This window comes from Rhodococcus sp. IEGM 1366, assembly GCF_033142425.1.
Taxonomy (GTDB): Bacteria; Actinomycetota; Actinomycetes; order Mycobacteriales; family Mycobacteriaceae; genus Rhodococcus_F; species Rhodococcus_F globerula.
Genome location: NZ_JAWLRZ010000009.1, coordinates 260,922 through 281,004, shown reverse-complemented (window position 1 = coordinate 281,004; position 20,083 = coordinate 260,922). Strand labels below are relative to the sequence as shown.

General features: G+C 63.2%; 16 protein-coding genes. 10 read left to right on the top strand and 6 right to left on the bottom strand.

All coding sequences use genetic code 11. From position 1 onward, the window contains the following. Window positions 1-2: 2 nt before the first annotated feature. Entirely contained in the window at window positions 3-776 is a 774-nt protein-coding gene (locus R4P64_RS27420) for an ABC transporter ATP-binding protein (protein WP_033236733.1), read from the bottom strand. Window positions 777-1,033: 257 nt separating this feature from the next. Between R4P64_RS27420 and R4P64_RS27415 the strand changes: the two genes are divergently transcribed. The 4 genes from R4P64_RS27415 to R4P64_RS27400 all read left to right on the top strand — a co-directional run bounded on the left by R4P64_RS27415 (window position 1,034) and on the right by R4P64_RS27400 (window position 5,651). Then, window positions 1,034-2,596 (top strand): long-chain-fatty-acid--CoA ligase, encoded by a 1,563-nt coding sequence (locus tag R4P64_RS27415; protein WP_172937462.1) that lies wholly within the window; start codon window positions 1,034-1,036, stop codon window positions 2,594-2,596. Window positions 2,597-2,618: 22 nt separating this feature from the next. After that, the gene (locus R4P64_RS27410) at window positions 2,619-3,020 is read left to right on the top strand and encodes a YchJ family protein (protein ID WP_033236749.1); all 402 of its coding nucleotides are present in this window, start codon (window positions 2,619-2,621) and stop codon (window positions 3,018-3,020) included. Between the two features lie 55 nt (window positions 3,021-3,075). Next, on the top strand, window positions 3,076-3,663 hold the full coding sequence (locus tag R4P64_RS27405; protein ID WP_317823401.1) for a hypothetical protein: 588 nt from the start codon (window positions 3,076-3,078) through the stop codon (window positions 3,661-3,663). An 89-nt stretch (window positions 3,664-3,752) separates the two neighbouring features. Continuing rightward, window positions 3,753-5,651, top strand: a complete 1,899-nt coding sequence (locus R4P64_RS27400) for an ABC transporter ATP-binding protein (protein WP_033236730.1) — start codon at window positions 3,753-3,755, stop codon at window positions 5,649-5,651. A 78-nt stretch (window positions 5,652-5,729) separates the two neighbouring features. Here the strand turns inward: R4P64_RS27400 and R4P64_RS27395 are convergent, their stop codons facing one another. Further along, the gene (locus R4P64_RS27395; RefSeq protein WP_033236729.1) at window positions 5,730-7,493 is read right to left on the bottom strand and encodes a DEAD/DEAH box helicase; all 1,764 of its coding nucleotides are present in this window, start codon (window positions 7,491-7,493) and stop codon (window positions 5,730-5,732) included. A gap of 102 nt (window positions 7,494-7,595) precedes the next feature. Between R4P64_RS27395 and R4P64_RS27390 the strand changes: the two genes are divergently transcribed. The 4 genes from R4P64_RS27390 (at window position 7,596) to R4P64_RS27375 (ending at window position 11,861) form a co-directional block, all read left to right on the top strand. Then, complete coding sequence (locus R4P64_RS27390; protein WP_092807304.1) at window positions 7,596-8,423, top strand: carbon-nitrogen hydrolase family protein; 828 nt, start codon at window positions 7,596-7,598, stop codon at window positions 8,421-8,423. Window positions 8,424-8,478: 55 nt separating this feature from the next. After that, entirely contained in the window at window positions 8,479-9,120 is a 642-nt protein-coding gene (locus tag R4P64_RS27385) for a phosphoribosyltransferase (protein WP_045069571.1), read from the top strand. Between the two features lie 116 nt (window positions 9,121-9,236). Further along, window positions 9,237-9,935, top strand: a complete 699-nt coding sequence (locus tag R4P64_RS27380) for a heme peroxidase (protein ID WP_317823400.1) — start codon at window positions 9,237-9,239, stop codon at window positions 9,933-9,935. 138 nt (window positions 9,936-10,073) lie between these two features. Then, a complete protein-coding gene (locus tag R4P64_RS27375; RefSeq protein ID WP_033236726.1) occupies window positions 10,074-11,861 on the top strand; it encodes an AMP-dependent synthetase/ligase in 1,788 nt (595 codons plus the stop codon). Window positions 11,862-11,936: 75 nt separating this feature from the next. Here R4P64_RS27375 and R4P64_RS27370 read toward each other — a convergent pair whose 3' ends face one another. Together R4P64_RS27370 and R4P64_RS27365 are read right to left on the bottom strand one after the other, a co-directional pair. After that, on the bottom strand, window positions 11,937-13,307 hold the full coding sequence (locus tag R4P64_RS27370) for an FAD-binding oxidoreductase (RefSeq protein WP_317823398.1): 1,371 nt from the start codon (window positions 13,305-13,307) through the stop codon (window positions 11,937-11,939). Next, window positions 13,304-14,005, bottom strand: coding sequence for a FadR/GntR family transcriptional regulator (locus R4P64_RS27365; protein ID WP_317823397.1), 702 nt, complete (start codon window positions 14,003-14,005; stop codon window positions 13,304-13,306). The genes R4P64_RS27370 and R4P64_RS27365 overlap by 4 nt, the downstream gene beginning before the upstream one ends. Window positions 14,006-14,087: 82 nt before the next feature. Here R4P64_RS27365 and R4P64_RS27360 point away from each other — a divergent pair, with 82 nt between their 5' ends. After that, entirely contained in the window at window positions 14,088-14,705 is a 618-nt protein-coding gene (locus R4P64_RS27360; protein ID WP_141486230.1) for a cysteine hydrolase family protein, read from the top strand. A gap of 1 nt (window position 14,706) precedes the next feature. Here the strand turns inward: R4P64_RS27360 and R4P64_RS27355 are convergent, their stop codons facing one another. Next, complete coding sequence (locus R4P64_RS27355) at window positions 14,707-15,348, bottom strand: alpha/beta hydrolase (protein WP_317544994.1); 642 nt, start codon at window positions 15,346-15,348, stop codon at window positions 14,707-14,709. Between the two features lie 82 nt (window positions 15,349-15,430). On the opposite strand from R4P64_RS27355, the gene R4P64_RS27350 reads away from it, so the two are divergent. Next, window positions 15,431-18,874, top strand: coding sequence for a TM0106 family RecB-like putative nuclease (locus R4P64_RS27350; protein WP_317823396.1), 3,444 nt, complete (start codon window positions 15,431-15,433; stop codon window positions 18,872-18,874). Here R4P64_RS27350 and R4P64_RS27345 read toward each other — a convergent pair. Then, window positions 18,871-20,046 (bottom strand): amino acid deaminase/aldolase, encoded by a 1,176-nt coding sequence (locus R4P64_RS27345; protein ID WP_317823395.1) that lies wholly within the window; start codon window positions 20,044-20,046, stop codon window positions 18,871-18,873. The genes R4P64_RS27350 and R4P64_RS27345 overlap by 4 nt on opposite strands. Between the last annotated feature and the right edge of the window lie 37 nt (window positions 20,047-20,083).

Sequence of the window (20,083 nt, the reverse complement as noted above, 5' to 3'; positions counted from 1 at the left end):
CGTCAAGCTCCGGCTTCTACGTTGACCGGAACCTGCGGAGCATCCAGACGCTTCATCCGATCCAGAACGGAATCGGCCGTCGGCTCACGCAGTTCGTCGACAATCTTGCCGTCCGCCAGAAATACGACGCGATCCGCATACGCAGCAGCGCGCGGATCATGCGTCACGATCACCACGGTCTGACCGAACTCGTCCACCGCGGACCGCAGAATCGACAGAACCTCACCGGAGGAACGCGAATCGAGATTGCCCGTTGGCTCATCACCGAAAATGATCTCGGGCTGACCGGCTAGAGCCCGCGCACACGCAACACGCTGTTGCTGCCCACCTGACAACTCACCCGGCCGGTGATCCAGGCGGTCCTTCAAACCGAGCTTCGTCAGTACATTGTCCAACCACGCCGGATCGGCCTTGCGCCCCGCGATATCGAGCGGCAACGTGATGTTCTCGAGTGCCGTCAGCGTCGGCACCAGATTGAACGCCTGAAAAACGAATCCGATGCGGTCGCGTCGTAGCGCCGTCATCTGTTTGTCCGACAGTCCGGTCAATTCGGTGTCACCGATGAGCACCGAACCGGAACTCGCCGAATCCAGACCCGCCAGGCAATGCATCAGCGTCGACTTGCCCGAACCCGACGGGCCCATGATCGCCGTGAACTCACCCCGAGCAAAATCGGCGGATACAGCGCTGAGTGCATGCACCTGGGTATCCCCGGTGCCGTACGTCTTGGACAGGCCGACAGCGCGGGCCGCGACATCTTGGGCGTGCGAACTCATGATCGCCTTTCGTCTTCACTTCGGTGGGTCTTCGTCGGTGGAACTTCTTCGATGGAACTTCTTCGGTGGATCGAGCACCCCACAGCACGCGGGCGCCAACTGGCACTGCTCCATCCTGTCGTCTACTCGGCGCCACCGCTATCAGGGACCACCCTGATTTCCACAGGGACTCCCCTGAGTTGTCAACGGAAAACACACATGCGGACGCCAACCGCCCACTAGCCTTGTGACACACATCACTCGAGAAAGGTGGTCCGATGTCCGACGCCGCCACTGCAATCATCTTCGATCAACTCGAACACTGGGCGAGCGTCAAACCCGAAGAACCGGCCGTGACGTTCCAGGAAACCACCTATACGTGGGCCCAGTGGCACGGTCGCATCCTGCGCATCGCTGGCGCACTCGCCGAATCCGGGATCGGACCGGGAGACACCGTCGCCTTCCTGGACAAGAACCATCTCTCCTGTCTCGAAATCACTTATGCCGCTTCACTACTCGGGGCGGCAAATGCCATTCCGAACTGGCGGCTCGCCGGCGAGGAACTCGACTACATCCTTGGCGACTGCGGGGCACGCATCCTATTTGTCGGTAACGAACTCCTCCCTCAGGTCGTTGCCATGCGCGATCGCCTCACCGCCGTCGAACTGATCATCGCCGTCGGTAGCGAGAACGACGAATTCGAACCGTGGCTCGACGAAGCCCCGCCGTTGGCAACTCGTCCCGTAGTTACCGCCGACAGCACAGCCCTGATCCTCTACAGCTCCGGAACGACCGGACGCCCCAAGGGAGTTCAACTCACTCACCGAAACCTGTTCGCGCACAGCAACAATGTCCTCGAACTCCTACCGAAACACGATGACGACATATTCCTGGTCGCCATGCCGATGTTCCACGTCGGAGGAACCTGCTACGCCATCATGGCAATTCACGCAGGCGGACGCTGTTATTTCACCCGCGAGGCTGACGGACCGTCGATCTTCGCCGGCCTCGCCGCAGGCGCAAACATCGCATTCCTGGTGCCACCCGTCATCGCCGGTGTCCTGGCAGCAGGCGATCAGGCCGTCGCCGCCTTCCGCGCCTTCAAACGCATCACCTACGGCGCAGCCCCTATGCCTCTGCCTTTGCTGCGAGGAGCGCTGGCGGCCTGGCCGGACACCGAGTTCGTCCAGGTCTACGGCATGACCGAAATGGCCGGTGTTGTCACCGCTCTCATGCCTGACGTCCACCGCGACGAATCGCAAGTCGAACGCATGGCATCGGCGGGCACTGCCATTCCGGGGGTCGAGATGCGCATCGTCGATCCCGTCACTCTCGAGGACACCCCCGCCGGAACCGTCGGAGAACTCTGGTGGCGATCGGAGCAATGCACGCCGGGATATCTCAACAAGCCCGAAGCCACTGCTGAAACAATCACACCGGACGGTTGGCTGCGCAGCGGCGACATGGGCCGCGCCGATTCCGAGGGATTTGTCTTCATCGAAGATCGCCTCAAAGACATGATCATCACCGGCGGAGAGAACGTCTACTCACCCGAAATCGAACGAGTCCTCGTCGAGCACCCCGCCGTCGCCGAAGTCGCCGTAATCGGCGTACCGGACAACCGGTGGGGCGAAACCGTCAAAGCCGTGGTCGTCCTGCATGCCGACACCCAGATCGCCGAAGCCGAACTGATCACGTACACCCAGGGGCGTCTCGCAAAGTTCAAGTGCCCCACCAGTATCGATATTGTCGAGATACTCCCGAGGAATCCGACGGGCAAGATCCTCAAACGAGATCTTCGTAAGCCGTACTGGGACAACCACGAAAGCAAGCTGGTCTGAGCTCGCGTGCTGTAATGGGGTGGTGACCTCACGCCGCCCCATTACCGCCCAACTCTGCCCGTGTGGCACCGGCAATTCCGTCGCCGACTGCTGCGGCAAATATCTCGAGGGTGGGGCGTCCGCACCGACCGCTGAAACTCTCATGCGCTCGAGGTACACGGCATTTGCCCTCATGGACACCGACTATCTGAAACGGACCTGGCATCCCGATCACCGTCCCGCCACATTGGATCTGGACCCGCACCAGCGTTGGACCGGGCTCGAGATTCTTTCCACCGAGCGCGGAAGCCTGTTCGATTCCGACGGCACAGTCGAATTCCGCGCCCACTACTCCTACGGGACCGAACGCGGAAACCTCCACGAGCGCAGCAGATTTGCTCGAATCGACGGCCGCTGGCTCTACGTCGACGGCGATATCGGTTAGGTAACTCCGCGCACGCCGTCGCAGAGCCACTGACCGAGAGTCCTACGATCGAACCATGACAACGAACCGGACTAAATCAGTTGCCGCCATCGCTGCCATCATCGTGGGGGCCGGCCTGACCGCGTGCTCACAGACCGCAGAGACCACACCGACCGCCGTCACCACCTCGGTCTCCGCGACCACGAGCGCCGCAGCCGCAGAACCCGCGCCAACCGACAGCTCGGACAAAACCGCCGCAGCCGTCACAGAATCGAAGCTGACCGTCACCGACGTCCGGATCGGCTCGCACGAGAACTTCGACCGCGTCGTGTACGAGATGGGTGGAACCGGGACCCCCGGATGGCGCGTCAAGTACGTCGACGCGGCTGTTCAGGAAGGCAGCGGCAAGCCCACGGAGATTGCCGGCGGCGCAATAATCCAGGTGCTGATCGACGGTTCCGCCTACCCGTTCGACAGCGGCGTGGAACAGTACTCCGGCCCCAACCCCGTCCCCGGAATCGCTGGTGGAGTTGTCACCGAAGTCAACGGGTCGTCGGTCTTCGAAGGTGTCACACAGTCGTTCGTCGGCGTAACGGAAAAGCAGCCATTCTCGGTGACGCTGCTGACGAACCCCACGCGTGTGGTGGTAGACGTAGCCAAGTAGTGGGCTTGACCTCAAGCACACTCGAGGTTTTACCTTCGTGTCGTACCGGCCGCGTAATCTTCGTGGCCGGCGACCGAAGGGCCTGACACATGAGTATGGAAGTCACCGCGTGGAACGCGATGTACAACGCGATGCACGCGCAAGACGACAAGCGGCCTTTTTCGAAGGCGACGCTGAAAAGAATCGCGACGTTCGCGATTCCGCAGAAACGCAACCTCAGCTGGTACCTCCTTCTGAGCGTGGTGACGGCGGCACTCGCCGTCGCAACACCGGTCCTGGCAGGCCGGGTGGTCAACGCGATAGTCGGCGGCGACGCCGTCAAGGTTGTGGTCATCCTGGCGGTGTTGATTGCGATTGTGGCGATTCTCGAAGCCGCACTCGGACTGCTGACGCGCTGGCTCTCCGCGAGTATCGGCGAAGACCTGATCTTGCTCCTGCGGACCACGGTGTTCGACCACGTCCAGAAAATGCCTATCGCGTTCTTCACCCGCACGCGCACGGGAGCTTTGGTCAGCCGCCTCAACAACGACGTCATCGGCGCCCAACGCGCGTTCAGTGACACCCTGTCCGGAGTGGTCAGCAATCTGGTCACGCTGGTGATCACGCTGATCGTCATGCTCGGCATCTCCTGGCAGATCACCGTCCTCGCACTACTGCTCCTGCCGATCTTCGTGATTCCGGCCAGGCGCATGGGTGCCCGGCTGGCGGCTCTCAATCGTGAAGCCGCCAACCATAATTCGGTGATGAGCACCCAGATGACCGAGCGTTTCTCGGCGCCGGGCGCAACGCTGGTCAAACTGTTCGGACGCCCGACACAAGAGTCGGTCGAGTTCGCGGTGCGTGCCCGACGCGTGCGCAACATCGGCGTGCGGACGGCCATGCTTCAGTCCGTTTTCGTCACGGCCCTGACGCTCGTCTCAGCCTTGGCTCTAGCCCTCGTCTACGGCCTCGGCGGCTACTACGCCTTGCGCGGGCAGTTGGACGCCGGTGCCGTTGTCTCGATGGCGTTGCTGCTGACTCGGCTGTACTCCCCGCTGACGGCTCTCGCGAGCGCCCGAATGGACGTCATGAGCGCCCTCGTCAGTTTCGAGCGAGTCTTCGAAATACTCGATCTCGCGCCGTTGATCACCGAGAAGCCCAACGCTGTCGCTGTACCGGACGGGCCCGTGTCCGTCGAGTTCAAGAACGTGAAGTTCGCATATCCGTCGGCGGACAAAGTGTCCCTCGCATCGCTCGAAGAAGTGGCGATTCTCGACAGCCGCGGCGGCGAGAACGTACTCCATGAACTGTCCTTCCGCACCGAAGCCGGCCAGATGGTTGCGCTCGTCGGAACATCCGGTGCCGGTAAATCCACCATCGCCCAAATGATTCCGCGCCTCTACGACGTGGATTCGGGTTCCGTCGAACTTGCCGGCGTCGACGTCCGCGACCTCAGCGCCGATTCCATTCGCGAAACCGTCGGTATGGTCACCCAGGACGGACACCTGTTCCACGAGAGTCTCCGGTCCAACCTGCTACTCGCACGACCTGGTGCATCCGAGACCGAACTCCGCGAGGTCCTCGAGCGAGCGCGCCTCACCGCTCTGGTCGCGTCACTGCCGGAAGGACTCGACACGGTTGTCGGCGAGCGCGGCTATCGACTATCCGGCGGTGAGCGTCAACGCCTGACCATCGCGCGGTTGTTGCTCGCCCAACCTCGCGTTGTCATCCTCGACGAAGCCACCGCCCATCTGGATTCGACCTCCGAAGCTGCGGTTCAGGAAGCACTCGGTGAAGCTCTTGCCGGCCGGACAGCAGTCGTGATCGCGCACCGCCTGTCCACCATTCGCGCGGCCGATCTCATCCTGGTTGTCGAAGCGGGCCGCATCATCGAGCGCGGAACGCACACCGAACTGCTCGCTCACAGCGGTCGGTACGCCGAGCTGTACCGAACCCAATTCAACACCGGCAGTAAAGATTCCCACGATCTCGAGCCCAGCACCCTCTGATACAGAAACAGGCTACAAAAAAACAGGCGCTGCTCCCCTTGAACGGGGAGCAGCGCCTGTTAGTTTTCGAGAAGAAGATCAGCTGTCGTAGCGATCGCGTCCGCCACCACGGCTGTCGCGTCCACCACGGTCGTCACGACCACCGCGGCCGCTCGGGCGTCCCTGCGGCGGGCCGAAGTCAGGCTGCAACTGGATCAGGACGCCGGAGATACGCGTCCGTCGCAGAGCCTCGAGGGTCTCGTTGGACAGATCTGCCGGCAACTCCACGATGGAGTGATCGGGACGAATGCTGATGTGTCCGAAGTCGCTGCGACGCAAGCCGCCCTCGTTGGCGATGGCACCGACGATGGCACCCGGCACTACGCGATGACGCTTACCGACCGCGATGCGGTACGCCGCCAACTCCTGGCCCTCGGGTCCACGCGAACGCGGAGCCGGACCGTCGTCGAATCGGCGCGGCGGACGCGGTTCGCGCGGCTCACGCTCACGACGCGGCGGTGCCGGCGGCTCGGGAGCGAGCAGGAAGGCGTCGCCGTCACGCGACTGCACTGCCAAGGCGGCAGCGATGTCGATGAGCGGAACATCGTGTTCCTGGTCGTAGTCCTCGATCATCTTGCGGAACAGCGCCAGGTTCTCCGATGCCAGGCTCTCGGTGATGGAGTCACCGAACTTGGAAACACGCTGCGCGTTCACGTCGTCGACGCTGGGCAACTGCATCTCGGCCAGCGGCTGGCGGGTTGCCTTTTCGATGGACTTGAGCAGATGACGCTCACGCGGAGCGACGAACAGCAGCGCGTCGCCCTGGCGTCCGGCGCGACCCGTACGGCCGATGCGGTGGACGTAGGACTCGGTGTCGTGCGGGATGTCGTAGTTCACGACATGCGAGATGCGGTCGACGTCCAGACCACGCGCAGCGACGTCGGTGGCCACGAGGATGTCGAGTGCACCGTTCTTGAGCTGACCGATGGTCCGCTCACGCTGCGTCTGCACGATGTCACCGTTGATGGCGGCAGCGGAGTGCCCGCGAGCGCGCAGCTTTTCTGCCAGCTCTTCGGTGGCCTGCTTGGTGCGGACGAAGATGATCATCGCCTCGAAGGCCTCGACCTCGAGGACACGGGTCAACGCGTCGAGCTTGCGCTGGTGCGCGACCTGGATGTAGCGCTGCGTGATGTTCGACGCCGTCGAGGTCTTGGACTTAACCGTGATCTCGACCGGGTTGTTCAGGTACTGCTTCGAGATGCGGCGGATGGAACCGGGCATCGTCGCGGAGAACAGGGCAACCTGCTTCTCGCTGGGGGTGTCGCGGAGGATGCGCTCGACGTCCTCCTGGAAACCCATCTTGAGCATCTCGTCGGCCTCGTCGAGAACGAGGTACTTGAGGTTGGTCAGGTCCAGAGTGCCCTTTTCGAGGTGGTCGATGACACGACCGGGCGTACCGACCACAACGTGCGCGCCGCGCCGCAGGCCGGACAGCTGGACACCGTAGCTCTGGCCGCCGTAGATCGGCAGGACGTTGAGGCCGGGGATGTGCGCGGAGTACTTGCCGAATGCCTCGGCAACCTGCAACGCGAGCTCACGTGTCGGAGCCAGCACCAGTGCCTGCGTCTGCTTGATCGACGTGTCGATCCGCGACAGGACGGGAACCGCGAAGGCCGCGGTCTTACCGGTACCGGTCTGGGCAAGTCCGACGACGTCCTTGCCTTCGAGCAGCGGCGGAATGGTGGCAGCCTGGATCGGCGAGGGCGACTCGTAGCCCACGTCAGACAGTGCCTTCAGTACCCGATCATCGATGTCGAGGTCGGCAAATGTTGGGGGTTCGGGGTCACGCTCAATATCACTCATTTGACCAGCAGTTTAGCCGAAGGAGTATAGACACGAGAACCGACCTGCTGAACTATTCCGGTGCATCCGCGTTCACCGGGCGTTTCGCCTAGCGTAAGAAGCATGACAGAAGACGCCGCCAACAGCCCCTCTCGGACCGTCGTTGCCGTTGCCCAGTTCGCCCCCGACATGAACAAGGAGGCGAACCTGAAGTCACTGCGCACTCTGGCGTCCGATGCCGCTGGTCAGGGTGCAAAAGTACTGGTCGCTCCCGAGTACTCGATGTTCACGCCGCCGCGCAGCGACGAGCGCCTGATCGAGTCCGCCGAGGACCTCGGCGGAGACTTCGGAACCGGGCTGTCCGCCATTGCCGCGGAGTTCGGGATCTTCGTCGTCGCCGGAATGAACGAACGTCTGCCCAACGTGAGCAGGATCTCCAACACGCTTGTCGCGATGGACCCGCGCGGCGAATTGGTTGCCACGTATCGCAAGCTTCACCTCTACGACGCGTTCGGCTACCTCGAATCGGCAGTGATCGCGCCTGGCGAGATCGAGGACCCACAGACCTTTCAGTGCGACGGCTTCACCTTCGGCCTCCAGACCTGCTACGACCTCCGGTTCCCCGAAGTCACCCGCAGGATCGTCGACGCCGGCGCTGACGTCCTGCTCCTACCGGCGCAGTGGGTACCCGGGCCGTTGAAGGAAGACCACTGGACCACGCTGATCCGGGCGCGCGCGATCGAGAACACCATGTACATCGCCGCAGCGGATCAAAGCGCCCGCGGCGGCGCCGGTGCCAGCATGATCGTCGACCCCATGGGTGTGGTGCTGTGCTCTCTCGGCGAGCAGGTGGGTGTGGCGACCGCGCAGGTCAGCCGCAGGCGAATCGACGAGGTCCGCGAAAAGAATCCCGCCCTCTCACTGCGTCGGTTCACAGTTACCGAACGGTGACGGGAGAACCGAGTAGCGTCGAAAGTATCGGGGTCACACCTCAATCAGGACAGCTATGGCACAGTACCGAGACCGATTTGCCGCAGGCCGGGCCCTTGCTGCGATGTTCGCCCGGTCGCTGGACGCCGCGCGACTCCACGATCCCGTCGTTCTCGGACTGCCGCGCGGCGGCGTTCCTGTCGCGATCGAGGTCGCGTCGGCGCTGGATGCACCGCTCGACATCCTCGTAGTACGCAAACTCGGCTCCCCCCGAAATCCCGAACTGGCTCTCGGTGCCATCGGCGAAGGTGACACCCGCGTACTCAACCACGACGTGATTGCCGCCGAGCGGGTATCACCGCAAGCGCTGGCGCGGGTCGAAGAGTCCGAGCGAGCAGAACTCGAGCGTCGGGCACACCTCCTCCGGGCCGGCCGCCCGGCAGTTCCGCTCAGCGGGCGAACGGCCGTCATCGTCGACGACGGAATGGCGACGGGAGCGAGTGCCGCTGTGGCGTCGGCATGTGCCCGGGCGCAGGGTGCAACGGGAGTGATCGTTGCCGTCCCCGTCGCATCACCGGAATCGATCCGCCTGCTTGCCGATTCGGCCGACCGCGTCATATGTCCCTTCGTTCCGGCGATACTCGGTGGGGTCGGCGCGGCCTTCGACGACTTCCATCAGCTGACCGACTCCGAGGTCGTTGACCTGCTCGAAGGATGAAACTTCTCGACATTTCAGAAAACTTGTGTGATGTGTGCAACATTTTGCGCCTCGGTGCCGATAGCCCGTGTGGAGCAGAAACGACACAGGCATAGCGAAGTTTTCTGGAGGACATCGTGAGCATCTCGACCGATACCGTCGACGTAGTCGCAGCAGCATGCCGCGACCGATTGGGCGACCCCTCTGCATGGGTGGCTTCCGACGCCTACCGCGCGAGCCTGGCCCTGTGCATCATCGAGTCCGTGCAGTCCAGTTGCGGCCACAGCGAAGTTGCCGTCGTCGACCGGTACCTCGCCTACCGGCAAGCTCGTGAATCCTTACCAGTGACCGACGGCGCACGTGAACTCCTCCGAACCTTCGAGGAAGCGGGCAGTTCCGACCAATGGGCCGGCAAGATCGGCTCGTACAAGCGTCGATACACCGCGACCGGCGTTCCGATCGAGGCACGACACATCCAGCAGGTCGCCGAGCGCTTGCATCACCTGCACATCAACTCTGTCGAGGATCTTCTCGCTGCCGCTGATTCCGATCACTCACTCGACGCCGTCCGGCAAGCGTGGACCGAAGCGTGCGGCGACGACGCGGAAGTCACCTGGGCACATCTGCTGATGCTGGCAGGTATCCCCCACACCGATCTGGGCACCGCCGCCGACACGTTCATCAGCACAACACTCGGCACGACGGAACCTCTGACGGACGCGGCCGAGATACTCGCAGCAACCGCGGAGCAACTGGGAGTGGATTCAGACAGATTGGACTACGCAATCAGGCGCTGGCTGTCGATGCACGGGCGGTCGTTGGAGCGCGCGGCATAAGTAACCCGCAACATCGAGTAACACTAATTCCCTGGTCGGGGCCCAACTGGATCTACCGAATAGTAACGACAGTGCAAAATAACGACTAATGTGATGCAATGCACATCGAAGTTATCGGTAGTCACTGGAGGGGTCAAAGTGCGTGAGTTTTCAGTTCCACAGACGTTCACAATTCCGGAGAACGCGTCAATGGCGGATTCGGTGTTCCGGCACGCCAGCGAAGACCCCACATTCGTGCCGTTCCAGCGACTCGTCAACGGCGCGTGGGTCGATGTCACAGCAGCCGAATTCGCCAAGCAGGTCTCGGCCGTAGCGAAGGGGCTGATCGCGTCCGGAGTCGAGCTCGGCGACCGCGTCGCTATCCTCTCGGCAACACGCTACGAGTGGGTTGTCACCGACTACGCGATCTGGACAGCCGGCGGCTGCACCGTCGCCATTTACGAAACCTCTTCCCCCGATCAGGCGCAGTGGATCCTCGAGGATTCGGCTACGTCTCTGCTGATCGTCGAGACTGCCGATCACGCCACGAACATCAAGGACGTCACCGAAGCCGCCGCGGCGCTTCGTGAGGTCCTCGTCATCGAATCAGGCGCTCTCGAAGACCTGACGAGTCGCGGTGCCGCAATCACCGACGAAGAACTCGAAACCCGTCGTCACCAGGTCACGGCCGCATCGCCGGCAACGTTGATCTACACCTCCGGCACCACTGGCCGCCCCAAGGGCGTCCAGCTGACACACGCCAACTTCTACGCAGAGTCCGCCGCGTGCCGCCTGGCCATGCCGGAATCCATGGTTCCCGGCAAGAAGACCCTGATGTTCCTGCCGCTCGCTCACGTCTTCGCGCGGGCAATCTCCTTCGGCGCCTTCGACTCCAAGGTCACCGTTGGCCACACGTCGGACCTCACGACACTCCTCGAGCAGTTTGCCGTGTTCAAGCCGACCTTCATTCTCTCGGTTCCGCGAGTATTCGAGAAGGTGTTCAACTCGGCACGCCAGAAGGCAGTCGACGGCGGCAAGGGCAGCATCTTCGACAAGGCAGCAGCAACGGCCATCGAGTACAGCGAAGCGCTCGAAAAGGGCGGCCCCGGCATCGCACTCAAGCTCAAGCACGCTGTGTTCGACAAGCTTGTGTACTCGAAGCTGCGCGCGGCCCTCGGCGGCGACTGCGAACGTGCAGTCTCCGGCGGCGCTGCACTCGGAGCCCGCCTGGGTCACTTCTTCCGTGGCGTCGGCATCCCGATCTACGAGGGCTACGGCCTCACCGAGACCAGCGCCGCCATCACGGTCAACACCTCCGCCGCGCAGCGCGTGGGAACCGTGGGCAAGCCGATCAACGGTCATGCCGCTCGCATCGCAGACGACGGTGAACTCCTGGTACAGGGTCCGGTGGTCTTTGCCGGCTACTGGCACAACGAGAAGGCCACCGCGGAGTCGATCATCGACGGCTGGTTCCACACCGGTGACCTCGGATCGATCGACAACGAAGGCTACGTCTCGATCACCGGGCGCAAGAAAGAAATCATCGTCACGGCAGGCGGAAAGAACGTCGCTCCGGCCGGTCTCGAGGATTCACTCCGCGCCCACGCTCTGATCAGCCAGTGCCTCGTGGTCGGTGACGGCCAACCGTTCATCGGCGCGCTGATCACACTGGACCTGGAAACTCTGCCCGGTTGGGTCGAGCGCAACGGCCTGCCGGCCGGAAGCCCCATCGCCGATCTGATCAAGAATGCCGATCTCATCGCCGAAATCGACTCTGCGGTCGCGGACGCGAACAAGAAGGTCTCGAACCCGGAGCAGATCAAGAAGTACACGATCCTCGAGGTCGACTTCACCCAGGAGGGCGGCGAACTGACCCCGACGCTCAAACTCAAGCGAAACATCATTCACGAAGCACACAAGGGTGCGATCACGGATCTGTACGCCTGATCTCACAGCCAGCATGTGGCCCGGTTCGCCAATGATTCAGATCGTTGGCGAACCGGGCCATTTCTGTATGACTGCTCAGATACCGCGACCGGGGTTCAGGATGTTCCTCGGGTCGAAGGCGGCTTTCACCGAGAGCATCAACTCACGTTCGACGGAACCGATCATGTCGGACATGTACGGCGCCTTGAGAACTCCGATGCCGTGCTCACCGCTGATCGTGCCGTCCAGTTCGAGTGCCGCATGCACGATGTCGTCGAACGCCCCACGCGCGCGATCCTGCGCGCCCAGTTCCCCGGCGTCGAACACGATGGTGGGATGGAGATTTCCGTCTGCCGCATGACCGAAGGTTCCGATGGTCACCGAGTGCCGCTCAGCCGCGTCCTGGATACGTTCGAGCATTCGGGGCAACGCCGGTACCGGGACGGCAACGTCGTCGAGTAGCACGGTTCCCATCGCCTCGAGCGCCGGCAACGCCATGCGACGCGCGGCGGTGAACGCGTCACCTTCCTCGGGATCGTCGGTGTGGAACACCTCGGTTGCGCCGACGCGCGTGCAGGCCGCCGCGCAGTCTGCCGCTTCCTGCACGGCAGATCTACCGTCGCACTGAATGAGAAGCATCGCCCCCGCCGATTCGTCGAGCCCCATTCTCGTGAAGCGGTTTACAGCGTCGATGGTCACTGCGTCCATCAATTCCAACTGACACGGTTCGGCAACCGCGGCGACGGCCAGGACGGCCTCGATCGCTTTCTCCGCCGAGTCGAAGAACGCAACAACCGTGGTTGCAGCCGTGGGCGCGGTCCGCAGCCGCATCGTGGCTTCGACGATGACGGCAAGCGTCCCCTCGGAACCAACCAGGAGATGGGTCAGGTCCAGACCGGCCACATTCTTGCGAGTCTTTGCTCCGGTGCGAATCACGCGACCGTCGGCGAGAACTGCGGTGAGCGCCGCGACATGGTCGCCGGTGACTCCGTATTTGGCGCAACAGATACCACCGGCATTGGTGGCCAAGTTACCGCCGATACTCGAGATTGCCCGGCTACCGGGGTCCGGAACATACCAAAGTCCTTGTGCGCGAGCCGCCTCCGCAAGATCGCCGTTGATCACACCAGGCTCCACTGTTGCCGTGCGGGCCGCGGCATCTATGTCGAGAATGCGATTCATACCCGCAACGCTGAGCACAATGCACCCGTCGAGAGCATTGGCAGCACCGGCCAAACCGGTTCCTGCACCGCGGGTCACGACCGGAACGGAGAGTTCGTGGGCAACCGTCATCGTCGCGGCGACATCATCGACGGACGTTGCCTTGACCAGAGCCGCCGGAACACCGGCGGTGGTCAGCAAGGATTGGTCCCGGGAATAGGCGCCCATCCGATCGGGATCCGTGGTCGCCTTCTCCCCCAGCACTTCCCGCAGTCGGTCTCCCAACATGTCCACCGTTGTCGTCATTTCGTGTGTCCTTCGTAGAAACCTCGCACATGCTTCTCGACAAGCTGTGCCGCATAATCGGATTCACCGGCCGCAATCGCATCGGCGATCGCTTCGTGCTCCGCGAGCAGTACCCCGAGAGTGGCCGCCGAGTCCTCGACCGCCTCGAGTTCACTCATCAGATAGCCGGCGATAGACTCGCGCAGAACCGTCATCACCAGCGCAAAGGCGCGGTTCCCACCGGCACCCGCCAAGGCGACGTGAAAGTCGACATCCGCGTCGTGGAACGCGGACGCGTTGTTGTTCTCGGTGGCCCGACGCATCTCCTCGATGGCAACGCGCGCAGCACCAGGAACCTCACGGACACCGCGCAGTGCCGCGGCTTCGAGGAGCACCCGCAATTCGACCAGGTCCGGAAGCGGAACGGCACCCACCTGCACAGCCGTGCTCAACGCCGTGGCTGCAGAATCGGCTGTGTTCTCGTGCGTCACCTTGGGACGCGCTGTCGACACGGTGTCGGCACCGGTCACCAACCCTTGCGCCTGAAGTACGCGCAGCGCTTCGCGGACGGTGGAGCGGCCCACCGAAAAAGCCTGTGCCAGTTCCTGCTCCGTTGGCAAGGACTCGCCGACCGGTAGAGACCCGTCGAGAATCGCGTCTCGGAGCCTGCCGGACACCGCAAGGCTCAGCGGGATACGCGAGAGCGGAGTTATGTCCATGTCGCCGACGCTACCTCTTGCCTGCTTGTCAGACAAACTGTTTAATAGAAGTGGCCCGAAACACACAACCAAAGGTGTCGACATGACCGAAAAGCTCGAGTTGGATCCCGCAACCACCGCAGTCGTGCTCATCGAATACCAGAACGACTTCACCACCGAAGGCGGCGTCCTTCATGACGCTGTCGCCCCCGTGATGGAATCGACCGGACTACTGGCGAACACCACGGCACTGGTCGAGGCCGCTCGCTCCGCCGGCGTCACAGTTATGCACGCGCCGATCACGTTTGCCGAGGGATACAACGAGATCACCTCGCACCCGTACGGAATCCTCAAGGGCGTCGTGGACGGAAAGGCATTTGTCAAAGGCAGTTGGGGAGCCGCAATCGTCGACGAACTGACTCCACAGGACGGCGATATCCTCGTCGAGGGCAAGCGCGGCCTCGACACTTTTGCAAGCACCAATCTCGATTTCATCCTGCGCAGCAAGGGAATCCGCACGATCATCCTCGGCGGATTCCTGACCAACTGCTGTGTCGAGTCCACCATGCGCACTGGCTACGAAAACGGTTACCGCGTCATCACTCTCACCGACTGCGTCGCTGGAACCTCAGCAGCAGAACACGAGAACGCCATCACCTACGACTACCCGATGTTCTCGCACCCGGTGACGTCCAAGGATGTGCTCGACGCACTCGCCTGATTCAACGACTGTGCGCGAGAAGGAAATCGCGGCTCACCGCAGTGACGCTGGTGTGTACCTTCTCGTGCAACAGGTCGTGGCCGGCATCCTCGAATTCCCGCATCTCCACATTCGGCAGCGCCGACGCCCAGGTGCGCACCGGCTCGATCGGTGCCATCCGGTCGTCGACGCCGTGCACCACCAGAACCGGGATCCCGGAATCGGCCAAGTCCGCCCACCCGCTCTGGGCAACCGCGTTGCGCGGGATTCCACACAGGACAGCCGACACAAAATGATGATCCTGATGCGTCAGCATCGACAGCGCGGTCACGGCGCCGAGGGAATGCCCCATCACCGCCTGCGGGATACCTGGTTGCGCTTCTCGGGCGATATCCGCCAAGGTCGCGGCATCAGCGGCGAGATCGGACAACGGCGCCGCCACGCCCGGTTCCCCTTCGGACAGTCCGTGCCCGGTGTGGTCGATCGCCCAGACCTCGATGCCGGAAGACGTGAGAGCGTCCGCAAATCGGTGGTACTGACCGCTGTGTTGCCCCAGCCCGTGCAGGAACACCAGTGACATCGCCAGCGACTCGTCGCAGGAAGCGGGCCACCGCCGAAAATGGACCTGACCGCGTCGACCGTCAAAAAAGGGCATGGTGGACATTCTGCCTGGCTCACGGGCATTGCGACGTGCCTGACATGTCCAACCCGCCGTTTTGTCGGTCATCGCTGGCACAATCGCCCCTGTGTTCCTCCTCGATGATCAGATCATCTACAGCGCCAGTGACCTCTCGGCGGCCGCTACATGCGAATTCGGCCTACTGCGGCGACTCGACGCGCGGACCGGGCTGATCAAGGCGGAGGGCGTCGACGCCGATCCGATGCTGGAACGAACGTCCGCGCTCGGTCAACACCACGAGCGCGAACAGTTGGAGCGGTTCATCGCCGAACACGGCGACGGTGTGGTTGTCATGGAACGGCCCGAACACACCCGCGCCGGGCTTACCGAAGCAGCACTCGCCACCGTCGAAGCCCTACGCTCCGGTGCCCCCGTCATCTACCAGGGAACGTTCTTCGACGGCCGGTTCCTGGGGTTCTGTGATTTCCTGGTGCGCGAGGGCGATCGGTACGCGGTGTACGACAGCAAGCTGTCGCGGCACGCGAAGGTATCGGCACTCCTGCAGTTGGCCGCCTATGCGGACGCGCTGGGCCGCAACGCAATCGCCGCCTCCGACCAGGTGCATCTGATGCTCGGCGACGGCAGCACGTCGTCCCACGACATCGGTGACATCGCGCCGGTGTTCTCGGCAAGCCGAGCCAAGCTCGAGCAGGTTCTCGACGAACATCACGCTGAGGGAACACCCGCCGAGTGGCTCGACGGCCGGTACCTGCGCTGCGGACGGTGCGATACGTGCAGCGTGGAAGTCGAGAACCATCGTGACCTGCTCCTGGTGGCTGGTCTCCGGGGCAATCAGCGGATGCAGCTGATTGCCGCCGGCATCGGGTCGATCGATCAACTGGCCGTCAGCACCGAACCCGTCGACGGTATCCGCCGCGACACTCTGGACAAGTTGCGCGCGCAGGCTGCGTTGCAGTTGCGCCAGGAACAATCCGGCGAGGCCGAGTTCCACATCTACAACGCGTCCGTGCTCGGGGGGCTACCCGTGCCGGACGACGGAGACATCTTCTTCGACTTCGAGGGTGATCCCCTGTGGGCGGAGGACGGTTCCACCGACTGGGGGCTGGAGTACCTGTTCGGCGTCGTCGAAGGTCCGGCGGAGAACTACGTGTTCAAGCCGTTCTGGGCACACGACCGCGCCGGTGAACGCCAAGCGCTCGTCGACTTTCTCGACTACGTGACCGCGCGGCGCGAGGCTCATCCGGGCATGCACGTCTATCACTACGCGGCCTACGAGAAGTCCGCACTTTTGCGACTCGCCGCGCGTCACGGCGTGGGCGAGCAGGTAGTGGACACGCTGCTGCGCGAGAGTGTGCTCGTGGATCTGTATCCGCTCGTTCGCTCGGCCATGCGAATCGGGGCTCGCTCGTACAGCATCAAGAAACTCGAACCGCTGTACATGGGAGAACACGGCCGGGACGGCGACGTCGTCAATGCCGCGGCGTCCGTGGTTGCGTACTCCGACTACTGCGAGCTACGCGAGCGCGGCAAGGACGACGAAGCCAGTGAACTGCTGCAAGGCATCTCCGACTACAACGAGTACGACTGCGAATCGACTCTCCGACTGCGTAATTGGTTGGTCGATCGAGCAGCCGAACACGACATCACCTTGCGTCAGCCAACAGGACAGATCGCCCTGCCCGTCGAAGACCTCACCGAAACCGAAATTGCATTGCGTGAATTCGCCGGGCACAAAGCCGGCCCGGCGCGAACCGCCGAGCAACACGCCGCAGCCCTCCTCGCTGCGGCGGTCGGGTACCACAGCCGAGAGAAGAAGCCGCATTGGTGGGCGCACTTCGATCGCTTGTCGGCCCCCATCGAAGATCTTGTCGATGTCCGTGACGTGATGGTGGTCGACGTGCCAGACATTCAAGCAGACTGGCACAAGAACACCGCCAGGCAGAAGCCGCGACGGCACATCCAGTTGACGGGCACCCTGGGCACCGGCACGACGTTGAGCCCCGGCACCGACATGTTCGCGCTGTACGACGTTCCCTCTCCCGACGCCGTTGCCGGCGACAATCCGGCGCAGCGCGGCACCAACGGCGTGAAGATAGTCTCGGTCGAAAAATCCGGCAATCTCGACGTTGTCACCATCGAGGAACTACTCCGAGGTGACGAGTTCTCCGAGACTCCCGTTGCGTTGGCTCCCGGACGCCCTATTCCGACGGTGCCGATGGAAAAGTCCATCGCTGCAGCGGCATCAGAAGCCTGCGACGGATTGCCCGGGTTGCCGCGCCGCGCGGCGGTCGACATTCTGCGTCGACTCACGCCTCGAACCCTGTCCGGCGACGCGCTTCCACCGGTCGGCGAAGGCAACGACTACGCGTCCGCGATCACGGCTGCCGTCCTCGATCTGGACGACTCCTATGTTGCGGTGCAGGGCCCACCCGGTACCGGTAAGACGTACACCGGGGCGCGAGTGGTCAAGGCTCTGGTGGAGCAGCACCAGTGGCGTATCGGTGTTGTTGCGCAATCGCATTCGGTGGTGGAGAACATGCTGGGCGGCATAGTCAAGGCCGGCCTCGATCCGGCTCTGGTCGCCAAGAAGGGCAGCCGGAGCCGAATTGCGGAGTGGACCGACATCACGCCCCAGGAGTTCCCCCGCTTCCTGTCCGAAGCGGAATCCACTGGTTGCGTCATCGGTGGCACCGCGTGGGATTTTGCGAACACCGATCGAGTGCCCCCTGGCAGCCTCGATCTCCTTGTCGTCGACGAAGCCGGACAGTTCGCGCTGGCCAACACCATTGCCGTTGCCGTCTCCGCCCGGAATCTGTTGCTACTCGGCGATCCGCAACAACTGCCGCAGGTCAGCCAGGGAACTCATCCCGAACCTGTTGACGAATCCGCTCTCGGCTGGCTGGCCGAAGGGCACGGCGCCCTGCCGCCGGAGTTGGGATACTTCCTCGAAAAGACGTGGCGGATGCACCCCGACCTGTGCGCGCCGGTGTCGGCCCTGTCCTACGAGGGCAAGCTGCTGTCCCAGGAATCGGTAAGCGCTGCACGGAAACTCGACGGTCTGGCAGCGGGCGTACACACGGTGTACGTCGACCATTCCGGCAACTCGACGTATTCACCCGAAGAGTCTGCCGTCATCGTGACGCAGATCCGCGAACTCCTCGGCACGCCGTGGACCGATCCCAGCGAGTTCGACGGCACCCGGCCCCTGACCGAGGCGGACATTCTGGTGGTCGCGCCCTACAACGCCCAAGTGGGCACCATCGAGCGCGATCTCACCGAAGCGGGATTCACCGACGTCGAGGTGGGTACCGTCGACAAGTTCCAGGGACGTGAAGCGGCAGTCGCCATTGTGTCGATGGCAGCGTCCGCAATCGAGGACGTTCCACGAGGCATGTCATTCCTACTTTCGCGCAACCGCCTCAATGTTGCTGTCTCACGCGGAAAATGGTGCGCCATCATCGTCCGGTCGTATGCACTGACGCAGTACATGCCGACCACGCCGGCGGGGCTGGTGGAACTCGGCGCTTTCATGCGCCTGACAGCCGGCTAGCCGAAGCACTGCCCGTCGCCGCGATACGTCGGTACCGCGGTGGCGGTGCCGTCGGCATCGACCAGATTCACGTGGTCGAAACGCTCACACAATTCGCCGGCCTTTGCGTGGCGGAACCACACTCGGTCACCGATCGCGATGTCGCCGGCAACCCGTCCTGTGACCGGCGTCTGCACCTCGCCTGCGCCTTCGTTGCGGAGCAATTTCAGACCGAGTGGGCGCATCGGTTTCGGAACCCTCGCGGCGCCGGCCGGTCCGGAGGCTATGTACCCGCCGCCGAAGAGGGTGGTGACCTTCGAGGTCGGCTTGCGAACCGCGGAGAGTGCGAAGAACAGGGCGGGGTCCGGCCGGAAGGCGCGGTACCTGTCGAAGAGCGTCGGCACATACAGCCCCGAACCCGCCGTCACCTCGGTGACCACCGGATCGGCAGAACTGACTTCGAGTGATCCGGTACCGCCACTGTTCACGATCTCGAGGGTGCCCACCGCATCCGTGACCGCAGAAACGACAGCACCTCGCCGGTGCGACAGTTCCCGGGCGGAGGCCTTCTTGACCCAGCCGATCGGCGCGCTGGTGTCCGGTAGTCCGGCGATCTGCGCTTCGTAGAACATGACACCGACGACGGAAAATCCACGGGACCGCGCACGCACAGCCAGTGCGGCAACATCATTCGGTTCGCGGAGCGGAGAGCGTCGTACCCCCAGGTGAATCGGCCCGATGCGCAGGGACGCGTCCACGTCGAGGCACACCCGAATCGGCGCAGCGCCTGGCGCAGCTGATCTGATGACATCGAGCTGAGCGTCGTCGTCGATCATCAGCGTGATCGCCGTTATCGCAACCGGATCACCGGCGAGTTCGGCCAACGCTCCACGATCCACGGTGGGATATCCCATCAGGATGTCGCGGGCGCCGAGACCGACCAACCACAATGCCTCCCGCAGTGAGTAGGCCATGATTCCGCGAAAGCCACCCTGCTCGGTGAGCCCACCGCCCAGTGTTTCCTCGAGAACGGCGCGGCACCGGACCGACTTACTCGCAACGCGCACCGGTGTTCCCCCGGCCCGGCGAATCAGATCGGCAGCATTGCTGCGCAGAGTTGTCAGGTCGAGAGCGGCCAGGGGCGGGTCGAAATCAGCAGTAGCGGATGTCAGTCGATCCAGTGTTGTGGTCACGTGTGTCCCATCGTCGCGGCGTCGCGGTCAAGTCAAC

Excerpts from the sequence above, each read along its gene's own strand:
- R4P64_RS27420 (WP_033236733.1), bottom strand. The coding sequence starts at position 776 with ATGAGTTCGCACGCCCAAGATGTCGCGGCCCGCGCTGTCGGCCTGTCC.
- R4P64_RS27415 (WP_172937462.1), top strand. The coding sequence starts at position 1,034 with ATGTCCGACGCCGCCACTGCAATCATCTTCGATCAACTCGAACACTGG.
- R4P64_RS27405 (WP_317823401.1), top strand. The coding sequence starts at position 3,076 with ATGACAACGAACCGGACTAAATCAGTTGCCGCCATCGCTGCCATCATC.
- R4P64_RS27400 (WP_033236730.1), top strand. The coding sequence starts at position 3,753 with ATGAGTATGGAAGTCACCGCGTGGAACGCGATGTACAACGCGATGCAC.
- R4P64_RS27395 (WP_033236729.1), bottom strand. The coding sequence starts at position 7,493 with ATGAGTGATATTGAGCGTGACCCCGAACCCCCAACATTTGCCGACCTC.
- R4P64_RS27390 (WP_092807304.1), top strand. The coding sequence starts at position 7,596 with ATGACAGAAGACGCCGCCAACAGCCCCTCTCGGACCGTCGTTGCCGTT.
- R4P64_RS27385 (WP_045069571.1), top strand. The coding sequence starts at position 8,479 with ATGGCACAGTACCGAGACCGATTTGCCGCAGGCCGGGCCCTTGCTGCG.
- R4P64_RS27370 (WP_317823398.1), bottom strand. The coding sequence starts at position 13,307 with ATGACGACAACGGTGGACATGTTGGGAGACCGACTGCGGGAAGTGCTG.
- R4P64_RS27365 (WP_317823397.1), bottom strand. The coding sequence starts at position 14,005 with ATGGACATAACTCCGCTCTCGCGTATCCCGCTGAGCCTTGCGGTGTCC.
- R4P64_RS27360 (WP_141486230.1), top strand. The coding sequence starts at position 14,088 with ATGACCGAAAAGCTCGAGTTGGATCCCGCAACCACCGCAGTCGTGCTC.
- R4P64_RS27355 (WP_317544994.1), bottom strand. The coding sequence starts at position 15,348 with ATGTCCACCATGCCCTTTTTTGACGGTCGACGCGGTCAGGTCCATTTT.